Below are 14,415 nucleotides of genomic sequence, written 5' to 3' on the forward strand. Positions count from 1 at the left end.
GTCCACAGGCACGGTTATTGGCGCCGAGACTGTCGGTGGGTCGCGGGGAGTGTGTCGGTATGACCACGAAACTTTCCATCGCCCGTCCCGAGGACGTCTTGGCCGCCGTCCCTGTCCTGCTCGGTTTCCAGCCCGAGAAGTCGATCGTCATGCTGACCTTCGGCGGTGAGCACCAGGTCCACGGCAGGATCGACCTACCGCCGCCGGGCGAGGTCGAGCGCTGTCTGGACAGCCTGCTGCTGCCGGCTGTGCGCCACCAGGTGCGCGGCGCCCTGCTCGTCCTCTACGACAGCGGGCCGCGCTTCGGGGTGAAGCTCGCCCGCCGCCTGGCGGAGAGGCTCGCCGAGTGCGACATCGACCTCGTCGGGTGCCTGCGCGTGCAGGACGGCCGGTGGTTCGACCCGCTCGGTCTCCACGACGTCCCCGACGACGGCGTCCCCTTCGATGTCGGCGCGCACCCGTTCCGCGCCCAGGCGGTCTACGACGGGCATCTGGTGCGTCGCTCGCGCACCGAGCTGGCCGCCTCGATCGCCGCGGTGCCTGTCGCCGTCTCCGAGACCGAGACGGCCCTGGCGCAGGCGTCGTCCCTGAAGATCTACGAGGTCGGCCGCGTGGTCGACGACGCGATCGCCGGGACGGTGCCGTCGGCCGGTCAGATCGCCTCCCTGCTGCTCGCGCTGCGCGACCCGCAGTGCCGCGACGCCGCCTGGGGCGGGATGACCCGGGAGGAGGCCCGGGCGCACGTGCGTCTGTGGACCGATGTCGTACGCCGCAGCCCCGACGACCACGTCGCCCACCCGGCCGCGGTGCTGGCCTTCGCGGCCTGGCTGAGCGGTGACGGGGCGCTCGCCTGGTGTGCGCTCGACCGGTGCTTCGCGAGCGAGCCTCACCACGGTCTCGGGGTGCTCGTCGCCCAGATGCTCGACGGAGCCGTTCCGCCGACGGCCTGGGAGGAGGCGCTCACCTGGTCGGACCGTCCGGCCTAGCCGTTGCGGTAGCGCAGCCGCTTCCACCTGCGACTCAGCCCCGAGCGCGGGTCGATCCAGGCGTTGCGGGTCACCACGACGTACGTCAACGGCGCTCCGATCTCGCGGAACGCCTGCCGCGCGGCAGCGAGCCAGCGGAGGTCTACGTCCTCGATCCTGAGGTCGCCGGTGCCGATCGCCTCGGGGCTCGCTCCTGAAGGGCGGGTCAGCCACACGATCGGGTCCGGCACGCCGACCCGGCGGCGCATGCTGTGCAGGATGTCGGTGCGCAGCCACTGGTCGGTGGGCTCGTCCTCGCGGTGCGCGTGGGCGACCTCCCTGCCGCCGGGGATGCCGAGATGGACGAGCGCCAGGAACGAGCGCCGGTGCTCGGTGGCGGTGTGGTCGAGCACGGCCCGACGCAGCCGCTTCTCGAGCACGGGCGAGAGCGGCTCGTGCAGCCCTTCGACGGACGTCTCGGACGGCTCGGACAGGGCAGACAGGGCGGGCGTGGAGGCCATGGCCCTAGCGTGCAACGGATACCTGATTCACGCGACCGGCTATCCACAGGCTCGGCGCGTACCTGATCTCCGGAACCTGCGGCGAAGGTCCGTCTCAGGCACTCATGTCGTCTGCGACGCAGATCCGGCGAACATGTCGCGATGCCCGCGGGCGGTGTCCATGTACTCCCGGACGCGGTGGATGAGCCCGTCTCGCAGCTCGAAGACGAAGCAGTAGTCGTTGGTGTAGGAGTTCCCGTTCGCCAGGATCGCGCTCATCGTCTCCTCCACGATCACCCGGTCGCCGTCGGCGTAGATGCCTCGGAAGTCCACGACGACGTCGCGCACGAACAACCGACCGAAGTCATGGGCGAGAAAGCGGGTGATCGCGTCTCGGCCGACGATGTGGCTCGACGCGCCGAGAGCGACCGCCGTCGCGTTCCCCGCCGGGGCAAGCCACTCCGCGTCGGCGGTGAAGAAGGGTGCGATCTCGTCGGCGTCATGGCTCGCGAACGCGCGCCAGGCCGCTTTGATCCTGTCCCGGTTGTCTGTCATCGCGCGAGCGTAGCGCTGGGCTGCCCGTGCGGCTGGCGGAGAACGGACATGGTCATCCGCTGTCCCGGGTCTCCGGGTCGCTGCGACGACCGCGCGCCACGTCACGAGATGAGGCAAGATGTCTCTCATGCCTTCGCTCCACATCACCGGCGACGAGGCCGCTGACAAGCTGCTCTCCGAGGATCCGTTCGCGCTGCTGCTGGGGATGGCCCTGGATCAGCAGTACCGGATGGAGGATGCGTTCAAGGGAGGTCACAAGCTGGTGACCCGCCTGGGCCATCTGGATCCGGCCAAGATCGCCGAGATGGACCCCGAGGAGTTCAAGACGATCGCCTCGACACCGCCCGCGATCCACCGGTTCCCCGGCTCCATGTCGGCGAAGGTGCAGGGGATCGCGACGATCGTCACCAACGAGTACGGTGGCGACGTCACCCGGCTGTGGACCGAGGCCACCAGCGGCAAGGACCTGCTGAAGCGGGTCCAGGCGCTCCCGGGCTTCGGGAAGCAGAAGGCGCAGATCTTCGTCTCGCTGCTGGCCAAGCAGCTGGGGGTGCAGCCCGACGGCTGGCAGGAGGCGGTTGGTGACTACGCGCTCGACGGTTACCGTTCTGTGGCTGACGTCGTCGACGTTGCCTCGTTGCAGAAGGTGCGCGACTACAAACAGCAGAAGAAGGCCGCAGCCAAAGCAGCCGGATGAGTTGCTGGGGGACATGATGCCCCGGATGGGGACTGTTCACCACCACCGTGGCAGAATGAATCTGCGGCTCTTGACGACCCCGGGCCCTGCCGCGCCCAAACCCAGTTTTTGTTAAGTCTCGACCAAGTTCGACGGAGAGGTGTTCGTGTCCTCGAACGCGCGCAAGATACCCGCTGAGGTACTCGCCCACCCTGCCGTGAAGGCACTGATCGACCAGGCCAAGCCAACCGGGCGGGTCAGTCCCGACCAGGTCCGCCAGGCCAGCGAGGATGCCGCGGTCGAGCCCAGGCATCTCAAGGCACTGCTCGGTCACCTGAGCACGCTCGGCATCTCGGTGGACCTCGGCACCGCCGTGACCGGCCGGGCCGCGGCGGCGACGACCTCGACCCGCAAGACGACCACGGCCAAGGCGCCGGCGAAGAAGGCCGCCGCCAAGAAGGTGGCGCCTGAGCCGACGAAGCCGGCCACGGAGGCCGCGGCGAAGAAGGCCGCCGAGCCCGAGCCGAAGAAGACGACCGAGATCGACGAGGACGGCGAGGAGATCGTCCTCGAGGACGTCGAGGTCGATGTCGACGACATCGAGGACGACGACTCGGACACCGACACCGACGACGAGACCCCGGTCGTCCAGCTCGGCCCCGACGGCAAGAAGATCCTGCCCGACATCCCTGACGAGCAGTTCGAGAAGGACGTCGCCGCCGATCCCACGATCAAGGAGGACGAGAAGGAGGCCGAGAAGCAGAGCTTCGTCGTCTCCACCTCCGACGACACCGACGAGCCCGAGCAGACCGTCATGGTCGCCGGCGCGACCGCCGACCCGGTCAAGGACTACCTCAAGCAGATCGGCAAGGTCCCGCTGCTCAACGCGGAGATGGAGGTCGAGCTCGCCAAGCGGATCGAGGCCGGCCTCTTCGCGGAGGAGAAGCTCGGCAAGGGCGGCAAGATCACCCCGAAGATCCTCGACGAGCTCGAGTGGATCGCCGAGGACGGCAAGCGCGCCAAGAACCACCTCCTCGAGGCCAACCTGCGGCTCGTCGTCTCGCTGGCCAAGCGCTACACCGGCCGCGGCATGCTCTTCCTCGACCTGATCCAGGAGGGCAACCTGGGTCTGATCCGTGCGGTCGAGAAGTTCGACTACACCAAGGGCTACAAGTTCTCGACGTACGCCACCTGGTGGATCCGTCAGGCGATCACCCGCGCCATGGCCGACCAGGCCCGCACCATCCGTATCCCGGTGCACATGGTCGAGGTCATCAACAAGCTCGCGCGCGTCCAGCGCCAGATGCTCCAGGACCTGGGCCGCGAGCCCACCCCGGAGGAGCTGGCCAAGGAGCTCGACATGACCCCGGAGAAGGTCATCGAGGTCCAGAAGTACGGCCGCGAGCCGATCTCGCTCCACACCCCGCTGGGTGAGGACGGCGACTCCGAGTTCGGCGACCTGATCGAGGACTCCGAGGCGATCGTCCCGGCCGACGCCGTCTCCTTCACGCTGCTCCAGGAGCAGCTGCACGCGGTGCTCGACACGCTTTCCGAGCGTGAGGCCGGCGTCGTGAGCATGCGCTTCGGCCTGACCGACGGTCAGCCGAAGACTTTAGACGAGATCGGCAAGGTCTACGGGGTCACCCGCGAGCGCATCCGTCAGATCGAGTCCAAGACGATGTCGAAGCTGCGACACCCGTCGCGTTCGCAGGTTCTGCGCGACTATCTGGACTGATCTGGCTAAGATCTCCTCCGAACGCCTTCCCGGACATCTGGGAGGGCGTTCGCCATTTCCGCAGACTCGCCTTGCCGCGGCTGCGGATTCGGCTAGGTTGCACGGGTCGGTCGTCCGCGTCTCGGGAGGTCTCCTCGTGCCTATGCGTCTCTCACGTCCACGTCGGCTCGCCCTGGCCGCGGCTGGAGCGCTGCTCGGCGGCCTGCTCGTCGCGGTGCCGATCACGGCGGTGGCCTCGGCCTCCGGACCCGACTGGAACGCGTGCCTGGAGGGCACCACCGACCGGCAGTCGGTCTTCGAGCGAGCGGCCGAGACCAGCGGCGTGCCGGCCGAGGTGCTGCTCGCGGTCTCCTACATGGAGTCGCGCTGGGACGCCCATGGCGAGGCGCCGAGCACGTCGGGCGGCTACGGGCCGATGCACCTGACCGACCTGCCGGCGCTGGCGAAGGACATCGAGGCCCATCCCGACCCGCTCGGCAAGGGTGACGGCTCCCACCAGGCCCGCACCACGCGTCAGCGCGAGGAGTCGGTCAGGCTGGGTGAGGTCGAGACGCTGCGTACGGCCAACGACATCACGGGGATACCGGTCGCCGACCTGCGCGCGGACGCGGTCGCCAACATCTGCGGCGGCGCCGCGGTGCTGGCCGACTACCAGGAGGCCGCGGGCGGGGCCGAGAGCCTGGCGGACTGGAGCGCGGCGCTCGGCCGCTACAGCGGCGCCGCCGAGGAGGCGACCGCGCTGAAGTTCGCCCGGCAGGTGTTCGCGACGCTGAGCACGGGGGAGTCGCGTACGACCAACGACGGCCACCGAGTCAGCCTGCCCGCCACGCCGGTCACCGTCAGTGAGGAGGCGATCGGACGGCTCGACCTCGCCGAGTCGGCCCCCGGGCAGGAGGTCGAGTGTCCGGCGGTGCTCGGCTGTGAGTCGCTGCCGGCGCCCTACGAGCAGACCGGCGACACGATCGGCGACTACGGCAACCACGACCTCGCCAGCCGGCCCGAAGAGGGTTCGGTCGACTACATCGTCATCCACGACACCGAGACCTCCTACGACGGCACCGTGAGGCTGGTCCAGGACCCGACCTACCTCGGCTGGCACTACACGCTGCGCTCGGTCGACGGCCACGTCGCTCACCACATCCCCGGCAAGGACGTCGGCTGGCACGCCGGCAACTGGTACGTCAACAGCCACTCGATCGGGCTGGAGCACGAGGGCTACGCCGCCGACGGTGCCTGGTACACGGAGGCCATGTACCAGACCTCCGCCACGCTGGTCCGCTACCTGGCCACGAGCTACGGCATCCCGCTCGACCGGGCCCACATCATCGGCCACGACCAGGTCCAGGGCGTCGCGCCGGCCAACGTCGCCGGCATGCACTGGGACCCGGGCCCCTACTGGGACTGGAGCCACTACTTCGACCTGCTGCGCTCGCCGATCGAGGCCGACCGGCACTCGCGCAGCGAGATCTGGACGGTCGCCCCCGACTTCGACACCAACACCGGCAACGTGATGACCGGCTGCACCGAGGCGGGCGCGCCGTGCCCGGGCGACCGAGGCACCAACTTCGTCAACGTCTACGCCGAGCCCTCCACCGACGCGCCGCTGCTGGCGGACACCGTCGTCGGCGGCTCCGCCAAGGTCTCCAACTGGGGCCCGCGCCTGGCGGCCGGGCAGAAGGTCGTCGTCAACGACCGGACCCGCTCGAGATGGTGGGGAGTCTGGTTCGGCGGCAAGCAGGGCTGGATCCAGAACCCTCGCGACGTACTCCTGCCCTCCGACGGCAGGGTCGTCACGCCGAAGGCCGGCACCACCGCGAAGATCTACGGCACGGCCTATCCGACGGAGGCGAGCGACTACCCCGACGGGGTCACGCCGAGGACGATCGCGCCGCTGCAGTACACCATCCCCGCAGGTCAGAAGTACGTCCTGGCCGACGCGACGGTTCCGACCGACTACTACAAGGCGGTCAACTTCAACTGCGCCACCGTCGACGGCGTGCCCGACTGCCTCGTGATCAGGGGCGGCACGACCTACTACCAGATCTGGTTCAACCACCGGATCGCGTACGTCATGGCCGAGGACGTGACGGTCGCCGACGGCTGAGCGTCGGCGAGGCTCAGGCGGCGTCCGCGTTGAACTCGTTGTCGACGTAGATGTCCTCGTCGGCCGGCGCCTTCTTGATCATCTCGACCGACGCCATGAAGTCGGCGAACTCGCCGAAACCGGTCGGAGTCAGGGACCAGGTGACGTCGGGGTCGGTGATCTGGGTCTTGACCTCGGCGGCGGTGAGCTCGCCCTCGGACTCGGCGGAGAGGAGCTCGGAGGCCTGGTCGGGGTCGTCGGTCAGCAGGGTGTTGGACTCCTTCAGCGCCGCGTAGAAGGCCTCGGTGAAGTCGGGGTTGGCGTCGAGGAAGTCGGGCTGGGCGTAGATGGCGTTGAAGGTGGTGCGGCCGAAGAGGTCGTAGCTCTTCAGGATCGGGTGGGCACCGGCCTCCGCCTCCTGCGCGACGAACGGCGGGGCGGTGAGGTGGCCGGCGATCTGGCCCGAGACGAGCGCCTGGAGACCGTCGGGGTGGCCCATGCCGACGATGTTGCTGTCCAGCGCGTGCGGGTCACCGAGCTGCTCGCCGGCGGCCTTGCGCAGCGGCAGCGACTGGATGGAGTCGGGCGCCGGCATGGCGATCTTGGCGTCCTTCGGAAGGTCCTTGAGCGTCTTGATCGCCGGGTCGGTGACCATGAGCTGGAGGTTCATCTGGTTCATCGCGGCGACCGTCTTCCAGCCGACGCCGGCATCGACGCCGACCAGGAACGGGGAGGCGCCCATCGAGGCGACCTGGACGTCGCCGGCGATGACCGCGTCGCGCAGCGCACCGCCGGAGTCGAGCTCCTGCCATCTGATCTCGGTGTCGGGCAGCGCCTTCTCCAGCGTCTTCTGCTCCTTGATGATCAGCAGGGTCGCGTAGCCCAGGCCCGGCTGGTAGCCGATCGTGATCGTCTCGGCCGGGCCGTCGTCGGCCCCGCCGGCACCGCAGGCGGTGAGTACGCCGGCGAGCAGGGTCGCGGCACAGACGGCGGCCAGGCTGCGTACGCCTCGGTGGGATCGGCGGTGGGAGGACATGGCGGAGCTCCTTACGTGGGGTGGGGAGAGGGGTGGTGGAGAAGGGGCTGGTCAGGCGGTCTTCATGCCCCAGCGGACGACCGTGCGGCGCTCCAGCCAGGTGAAGACGAGGTCGAAGACGATCCCGATCAGCGCGATGGTGACCAGGCCGGCGAAGGCGTCGGCGATGTGCAGGTAGGTCTTGGCGTTGTTGATGAAGTAGCCCAGTCCGCCGCCCTCGCCGGCCACGCCGAAGACCAGCTCGGCGGCGATGATCGTGCGCCAGCCGAACGCCCAGGCGCTCTTCAGGCCGGAGACGGTGTGGGGGAGCGCGGCGGGGACGAGGACGTACCAGACCAGGCGTACGCCGCGCAGGCCGATGTTGCGGCCGACCGCGACCACGGTGGGGTTCGCGGTGCGGAAGCCCTGGCTGACGTTGATCGCGATCGGCCAGATCACCGCGTTGGCGATCACCACGATCAGCGCTGTCGTGTTGATGCCGAACCACAGCATCGCCAGCGGCAGGATCGCGACCGCCGGGAGCGGGTTGAGCATCGAGGTCAGCAGGACCAGCAGGTCCTCGCCGATCGTCGTCCAGGTGGCCAGTGTGGTCAGGATCGCGGCGGCCACGATCCCGATGACGAGAGCCTGGCCGAGGATGCGCAGCGTCAGCAGGGTCGAGTCGACCAGCGCTCCGCTGCGTACGCCCTCGACCATCGCCTTCGCGACGTCGAGAGGGCCCACCAGGACGAGCGGGCTGGCCCCGCCGAACCGGACACCGAGGTCCCAGGCCAGGAGCAGGAGGAGGAGCAGGAGCCCGCGGCGTACGACGGTGGGGAGGTCGCCCCAGCGGGGGAGTCTCCGCGGCAGGTCGGCGGGGGCGTCGAGAGCCGCGGCGGACGCGGTGGGCGGGGCAGCGGTCTGGGTCATGCCGCCACCTCTCCCTCGGTGCCGGCGTCTCCGGCGAGCAGCGAGCGCAGGCGCGTCTGGGCGGCGACGAAGGCCGGGTCGGTGGGGTCGTCGAGGCCACGGACGTCGAGGGTCTCCACGACGTGCGACGGGGGAGTCGAGAGGACGACGACCTGGTCGCCGACGTAGACCGCCTCGGCGATGCTGTGGGTGACGAAGAGGACGGTGATCCCGGTGTCGGCGGCGACCTGCTTGAGCTCGCGCTGGAGCCGGTCGCGGGTCTGGGCGTCGAGGGCACCGAACGGCTCGTCCATCAGCAGCACGTCGGGCTCGAGCGCCAGCGCCCGAGCGATCGCGACGCGCTGCTTCATGCCGCCCGAGAGCTGGTGCGGGTAGCGGGTCGCGGCCCGGTCGAGCCCCATCACGCTCAGCCAGTGGCCGGCGCGTTCCCGGGCCTGCTCGCGGGTGCGGCCGTTGGCGCGCAGCGGGAACTCCAGGTTGCCGCGCACCGTGCGCCACGGGAAGAGCTGGTCGAACTCCTGGAACACGACCGCCCGGTCGGGCCCGGGTGCGGCGACGGAGGTGCGGCCGGAGACGGTGATCGTGCCCGACCAGGGCCGCAGGAACCCGGCGGCCGCCTTCAGGATGGTCGACTTCCCGCAGCCGGAGGGACCGAGCAGCATCGTGGTCGATCCGCGCGGGACGGTGAACGAGACCCCGCCGACGGCGAGATGAGGTGTGCCGTCGACGACGTAGCCGAGGCGTACGTCGTCGACCTCGAGCATGGACACGGATGCCTCCAGGGATGGTGGTCAGAGTCGACTTAGAAAACTAAGTCACTCGACTATAGCGATCTGGAGGAACCCGCTTGATCGGGGCTCAGGTGATGAACAGCCCCACGACCCAGGTGATGGTGGCGAGCGTGGCGGCGGTGGCGTCGATCACGATGAACAGGCCGATCGCCTTCAGGGCGGTCCAGGTGGAGGCCCAGGCCTCACCCGCGTTGCCCCCGTGACGACGGAGCTCGGCGAGGAAGACGCCGACGGGGAAGCCGACGAAGACGCCGACGACGGGGATCACGAAGAACCCGACGATGGCCAGGATCGCGCCGACGATCTGGGTGGACAGCGGCATCCCGGAGTCCTTGAGGCGCTTGCCGGGGATGGCGTACTTGGTGATCAGCCCGATGGCGATGAAGGCGGCCGAGATGCCGAAGATCACCCACCCGGTGGGCTCGCCCAGCCAGATGGCCCACCCGAGGATCGCTGCGGCGACGAGCAGGGCGCCGCCTGGGAGGATCGGGACGATGATGCCGGCGATGCCGAAGGCGATCACCAGAGCGACGAGGCCGACGACGACCGATTCAGGGACGGGACTCACGGAGCGAACCCTAGCCCTGCGGGGTGGTATGACACGCCGAAGGCCCGGACCGTCGTGGTCCGGGCCTTCGGGGAGTCGGTGGGTGGGGTCAGTTCTTCTCGGTGAGCTTGTGGGTCTCGTCGGTGATCGAGCTCGCGATCTCCTTGAGCTTCTCACCGTGCTCGCGGGCGTGGTGGGCGCAGAACAGCAGTTCGCCGCCGGAGTGGAGCTCCGCACGTACGTAGGCCTGCGCTCCGCACCGGTCGCAACGGTCCTCGGACGTGAGCGGCGAGCTGGTGGCAACGGCAGTGGTCACATCGGCCTCATTTCTGAATCATGATTGCGCCGGGATAACGTACGTGAGTCCTGGAAGATTCCCTAGCCTGGACTCTTACCGCGGTCGCACCTCTAATCCTTGCAGTTGTCGCTCCGGGTTGGGGATCCGGGTCGGACCTACCCCGCGGGACATCGCTGTCCGTGACAGACATTCTTACCTGTCGACCGACCATTTCGTGCATCGAAACCCACAAGTTCCACGTAACGGACCGATCACGACGTACGTGTGCCGCCCGATGGCGCGTGAGCCGGTTGCCGCGTGCCTGCGTGAGACCCGGGCGTGTCGCACGGTAGATTTCCTCCGAGGGCCACCCCCATGCAACGCCCCAGCGGGACCACGCAGTAACGCAGTACAGCCAGGAGCCGATCATCTCTGACAACACCTACAACGCAGCGCACCTCCTCGTCCTCGAGGGTCTGGAGGCGGTGCGCAAGCGTCCCGGTATGTACATCGGCTCGACCGATACCCGCGGCCTCATGCACTGCCTGTGGGAGATCATCGACAACGGCGTCGACGAGGCGCTGGCCGGAGTCGCCGGCCACGTCGAGGTCACGATGCACCCCGACGGCTCGGTGGAGGTCTACGACGACGGCCGCGGCATCCCGACCGACAAGGAGCCCCGCACCGGGCTGCCAGGCGTCGAGGTGGTCGCGACCAAGCTGCACGCGGGCGGCAAGTTCGGTGGCGGCTCCTACAACGCGACCGGCGGTCTGCACGGTGTCGGCCTCTCGGTCGTCAACGCGCTCTCGAGCCGGATGGACATCGACGTGGACCGCTCCCCGGCCCAGCAGGGGATGTCGTTCCGTCGTGGCGTGCCCGGTGTCTTCGACGGCGAGGGCCCCACGGCCGCCTTCACGCCGCAGAGCGGCCTGACCCGCAAGGGCAAGCGGGTCGCCAAGGGCAAGACCGGCACCCGGGTCAGGTTCTGGCCCGACCGGCAGATCTTCACCAAGGACGCTCGCTTCGAGCTCGAGGGGCTGCTCGGCCGGGCCCGGCAGACGAGCTTCATCGTCCCCGGGCTCGAGCTGGTCATCCGCGACCAGTCGGGCTCGGACCCGGTCGAGGAGAAGTTCCGCCACGACGGCGGCATCGCCGAGTTCGTCGACTTCCTGGCCAAGGACGAGCCGGTCAGCGGCGTACTGCGTCTGCAGGGGTCGGACACCTTCACCGAGACCGTGCCGATGCTCGACGACGCCGGCCACATGACGCCGCAGGACGTCGAGCGCGAGCTCGGCGTCGACATCGCGGTGCGGTGGGGCAGCGGCTACGACACCGAGATCCGCTCCTTCGTCAACGTGATCGCCACCCCGAAGGGCGGCACCCACGTCAGCGGCTTCGAGAACGCGCTGACCAAGACGTTCAACGACGCCATGCGCGCCGCCAAGGTGCTCAAGGTCAACGACAAGGACATCGTCAAGGAGGACATCCTCGAGGGGCTGACCGCCGTGGTGACGGTGCGCCTGGCCGAGCCGCAGTTCGAGGGCCAGACCAAGGAGATCCTCGGCACCCCGGCCGCCCGCAGCGTGGTGCGCAAGGTCGTGGCCGCGGAGATGAAGACGTTCCTCACCGAGTCGCGCGGCGCCCAGAAGCAGCAGGCCAAGCTGGTGATGGAGAAGGTGTACGCCGCCTCCAAGACCCGGCTCTCGCTGCGTCAGCAGAAGGAGAACCAGCGGCGCAAGAACGCGCTGGAGTCCTCCGCGCTGCCCTCCAAGCTCGCCGACTGCCGCACCACCGACGACCGAGCCGAGCTGTTCATCGTCGAGGGTGACTCCGCGCTCGGCACCGCCAAGGTGGCCCGCAACTCGGAGTTCCAGGCGCTGCTGCCGATCCGCGGCAAGATCCTCAACGTCCAGAAGGCCTCGGTCGGCGACATGCTGAAGAACGCCGAGTGCTCCTCGATCATCCAGGTGGTCGGGACCGGCACCGGCCGCAGCTTCGACCTGGACGCGGCGCGCTACGGCAAGATCATCTTCATGGCCGACGCCGACTCCGACGGCGCCCACATCCGGACGCTGCTGGCGACCCTGTTCTTCAAGTACATGCCCGAGCTGATCGCCGCCGGCAAGGTCTACACCGCGGTCCCGCCGCTGCACCGGATCGAGATCTCCAACCCCAAGAAGGGGATGGAGAAGTACATCTACACCTACTCCGACCCGGAGCTGCAGCGGAAGCTGGCCGAGCTGAAGAAGAAGAACGTCACCTGGAAGGACCCGGTGCAGCGCTACAAGGGTCTGGGTGAGATGGACGCCGACCAGCTGGCGGAGACCACCATGGACCCGCGCCACCGCACGCTTCGCCGGCTGACGTTGGACGACGCCGACGCGGCCGCGGCGGTCTTCGACCTGCTGATGGGCTCCGACGTCGCTCCGCGCAAGGAGTTCATCGTCGCCGGAGGCGGTCAGCTCTCCGAGACCGACCTCGACTTCTAGGGCCGTGACCTCAGCGATGGACCAGAAGGCAGCCCGGACAGCGGCGACCAAGGCGTTCAAGACCGGCGGCATGCCGCTGCGCAAGGGCCATCACCGGCTCGGTGACCCCAAGAGCGACGACATCGTGTGGTACATCGACCTGCGCGCCCAGGGGGCCGGACCGGGCGCGCCGCTGCGCTACGAGATCGGCTGCTGGGTCGCGGCGCTGGGCCACCCGGAGCCCGAGGGCGGTCCGGTCGACTGCCCGCTGCTGCTGGACCGGCCGGTCGCCGCCACCACGCCCGCCGAGATCGGCGAGGAGGTCGGTGACCTGGTGACGCTCGTCGCCGACCTCGACTCCGTCGCCGCGCTGCGCGACGCGCTGACGGAGGGAGCGCTGGGGCGGCCGTTGGTCGACCAGTCGCTGCGTACGTTCCTGGAGGAGTAGATACGCCGCTGACCCGCGGGTGTCACAGGCCGGAAATGCGGCTTCCTTAGCGTCGGGCTCGCTGTAGCCGAGGCTGAGGAGACGACGATGACGCATGACGGACGCAGAGCTGCCGAGCACCTTGCCGCGGGTCTGGGACGACGAAGGCTCGTGCAGGCGGCACTGGGTGTCGCCGGTGCCGGTGCGGCAGCGGTCGGTGCTCCGGGTGCGGCTCACGCCCATGGCTCCGCGGCACCGCGGAAACCAGGACGTTTCGGCGGCATCCTGCAGCCGGGCGAGGGCCGGATCGCAGGCGACGTCTACCTGCCTTCGGAGACCGACGACGTGCTGTGGGGCTACGTCCCATCGGTGCACGCTACGGCGGTGGCGCGGGTGCGGTCCGGGCGTACGGTGACGATCGACTCCATCTCCCACGAGGGCATCCTCGAGGATCAGGGCCGCGACCCGGTCGCGTGGTTCGGTGAGCACGGCGTACGCCGCAAGGACGTGCTCCGCGACGCGGTGGAGGTGGCCGCCTCCTATGACCGCACCCGGCGCAACTTCGACGTCGACGGGCCTCACGTCATCACCGGGCCGGTCTTCGTCGAGGGCGCCGAGCCCGGCGACGTGCTCAAGATCGAGACGCTCGAGGCGACGCCGCGGGTGCCGTACGGGATCGTCTCCTCGCGTCACGGCAAGGGCGCGCTCGCGCTCACCAGGGACGGAGCGGCGCCCGCGGGGATCACGCTGGGCGAGGTGATGCCGCCGGTGGCGACCGACGGGCGCGGGACCGGGGAGCCCACGGCCTACGGAAACGTGTCGGTCTTCGCCGAGCTCCATGGAGACACGGTGAGGATGGGCCCGGTGAGCTTCCCGGTGAACACCTTCTTCGGGACGATGGGCGTGGCCTACGCCGAGACGACCGAGCTGACCGCTCCGGAGGCGAACTCGATCCCGCCGACGCTCGGCGGCGGCAACATCGACATCAACCTGCTCGGGGCGGGCTCGACGTTCTACCTCCCGGTCAAGGCCGAGGGGGCGCTGTTCTACGTCGGCGACCCGCACATGGCCATGGGCAACGGCGAGGTCGCGCTCACGGCGCTGGAGGGCTCGCTGCGGGGCACGTTCCGGCTGACGGTGTGCAAGCCCGGGTCGGGGGATGCTCCATCGGTGGCCTACGACTACCCGTTCGCCGAGACGGACCGCGCCTACATCCCGATCGGCCTCTCCGACCCTGACGGGTCGGTCGGCGGCCAGGGCAGCGATCTCGATGTCGCGATGAGGCGAGCGGTCGTCAACGCCCTCGACTTCCTCGAGCACGACAAGGGTCTGGACCGGGCGATCGCGTACGCCTACCTCTCGGCCGCCTCCGACTTCGTGGTCTCGCAGGTCGTCGACCGCACGGTCGGCGTGCACGGGATCATCAGCAAGGCCGACCTCTCCTGA

14 protein-coding genes are annotated in these 14,415 nt (G+C 69.2%); 7 read left to right on the forward strand and 7 right to left on the reverse strand.

Features of this window, described 5'->3' with window-relative positions; all coding sequences use genetic code 11:
• Window positions 1-59: 59 nt before the first annotated feature.
• Window positions 60-986: a DUF4192 domain-containing protein gene (locus ACZ6WN_RS16070; RefSeq protein WP_465865889.1), complete on the forward strand. Its 927-nt coding sequence runs from the start codon at window positions 60-62 to the stop codon at window positions 984-986.
• Here the strand turns inward: ACZ6WN_RS16070 and ACZ6WN_RS16075 are convergent.
• Window positions 983-1,486: a hypothetical protein gene (locus tag ACZ6WN_RS16075; RefSeq protein ID WP_465865891.1), complete on the reverse strand. Its 504-nt coding sequence runs from the start codon at window positions 1,484-1,486 to the stop codon at window positions 983-985. The genes ACZ6WN_RS16070 and ACZ6WN_RS16075 overlap by 4 nt on opposite strands.
• A gap of 102 nt (window positions 1,487-1,588) precedes the next feature.
• Complete coding sequence (locus ACZ6WN_RS16080; protein ID WP_465865892.1) at window positions 1,589-2,020, reverse strand: nuclear transport factor 2 family protein; 432 nt, start codon at window positions 2,018-2,020, stop codon at window positions 1,589-1,591.
• Between the two features lie 118 nt (window positions 2,021-2,138).
• On the opposite strand from ACZ6WN_RS16080, the gene ACZ6WN_RS16085 reads away from it, so the two are divergent.
• The 3 genes from ACZ6WN_RS16085 to ACZ6WN_RS16095 all read left to right on the forward strand — a co-directional run bounded on the left by ACZ6WN_RS16085 (window position 2,139) and on the right by ACZ6WN_RS16095 (window position 6,535).
• The gene (locus ACZ6WN_RS16085; protein ID WP_465865893.1) at window positions 2,139-2,717 is read left to right on the forward strand and encodes an HhH-GPD-type base excision DNA repair protein; all 579 of its coding nucleotides are present in this window, start codon (window positions 2,139-2,141) and stop codon (window positions 2,715-2,717) included.
• Between the two features lie 196 nt (window positions 2,718-2,913).
• Window positions 2,914-4,431 (forward strand): RNA polymerase sigma factor, encoded by a 1,518-nt coding sequence (locus ACZ6WN_RS16090; protein WP_465865894.1) that lies wholly within the window; start codon window positions 2,914-2,916, stop codon window positions 4,429-4,431.
• Window positions 4,432-4,573: 142 nt separating this feature from the next.
• Window positions 4,574-6,535, forward strand: coding sequence for an N-acetylmuramoyl-L-alanine amidase (locus ACZ6WN_RS16095; RefSeq protein WP_465865895.1), 1,962 nt, complete (start codon window positions 4,574-4,576; stop codon window positions 6,533-6,535).
• Window positions 6,536-6,548: 13 nt separating this feature from the next.
• On the opposite strand, the gene ACZ6WN_RS16100 is transcribed toward ACZ6WN_RS16095, so the two are convergent.
• From ACZ6WN_RS16100 to ACZ6WN_RS16120, 5 genes are all read right to left on the reverse strand, one after another.
• Window positions 6,549-7,550 carry an ABC transporter substrate-binding protein gene (locus ACZ6WN_RS16100; protein ID WP_465865897.1) on the reverse strand — a complete coding sequence of 334 codons (1,002 nt, stop codon included), beginning with the start codon at window positions 7,548-7,550 and terminating at the stop codon, window positions 6,549-6,551.
• A 51-nt stretch (window positions 7,551-7,601) separates the two neighbouring features.
• Window positions 7,602-8,459, reverse strand: a complete 858-nt coding sequence (locus ACZ6WN_RS16105) for an ABC transporter permease (RefSeq protein ID WP_465865899.1) — start codon at window positions 8,457-8,459, stop codon at window positions 7,602-7,604.
• Window positions 8,456-9,223: an ABC transporter ATP-binding protein gene (locus ACZ6WN_RS16110; RefSeq protein ID WP_465866600.1), complete on the reverse strand. Its 768-nt coding sequence runs from the start codon at window positions 9,221-9,223 to the stop codon at window positions 8,456-8,458. The genes ACZ6WN_RS16105 and ACZ6WN_RS16110 overlap by 4 nt, the downstream gene beginning before the upstream one ends.
• A gap of 94 nt (window positions 9,224-9,317) precedes the next feature.
• Window positions 9,318-9,818 carry a DUF456 domain-containing protein gene (locus ACZ6WN_RS16115; protein ID WP_465865900.1) on the reverse strand — a complete coding sequence of 167 codons (501 nt, stop codon included), beginning with the start codon at window positions 9,816-9,818 and terminating at the stop codon, window positions 9,318-9,320.
• Window positions 9,819-9,906: 88 nt separating this feature from the next.
• Window positions 9,907-10,113: a DUF7455 domain-containing protein gene (locus tag ACZ6WN_RS16120; protein WP_040756289.1), complete on the reverse strand. Its 207-nt coding sequence runs from the start codon at window positions 10,111-10,113 to the stop codon at window positions 9,907-9,909.
• A 386-nt stretch (window positions 10,114-10,499) separates the two neighbouring features.
• On the opposite strand from ACZ6WN_RS16120, the gene ACZ6WN_RS16125 reads away from it, so the two are divergent.
• From ACZ6WN_RS16125 to ACZ6WN_RS16135, 3 genes are all read left to right on the forward strand, one after another.
• The gene (locus tag ACZ6WN_RS16125; protein WP_465866602.1) at window positions 10,500-12,563 is read left to right on the forward strand and encodes a DNA gyrase/topoisomerase IV subunit B; all 2,064 of its coding nucleotides are present in this window, start codon (window positions 10,500-10,502) and stop codon (window positions 12,561-12,563) included.
• A 4-nt stretch (window positions 12,564-12,567) separates the two neighbouring features.
• Window positions 12,568-12,990, forward strand: coding sequence for a hypothetical protein (locus ACZ6WN_RS16130; protein WP_465865902.1), 423 nt, complete (start codon window positions 12,568-12,570; stop codon window positions 12,988-12,990).
• Window positions 12,991-13,077: 87 nt separating this feature from the next.
• Window positions 13,078-14,415: an acetamidase/formamidase family protein gene (locus ACZ6WN_RS16135; protein WP_465865904.1), complete on the forward strand. Its 1,338-nt coding sequence runs from the start codon at window positions 13,078-13,080 to the stop codon at window positions 14,413-14,415.

It is taken from the genome of Nocardioides sp. NPDC054178, from assembly GCF_055585005.1.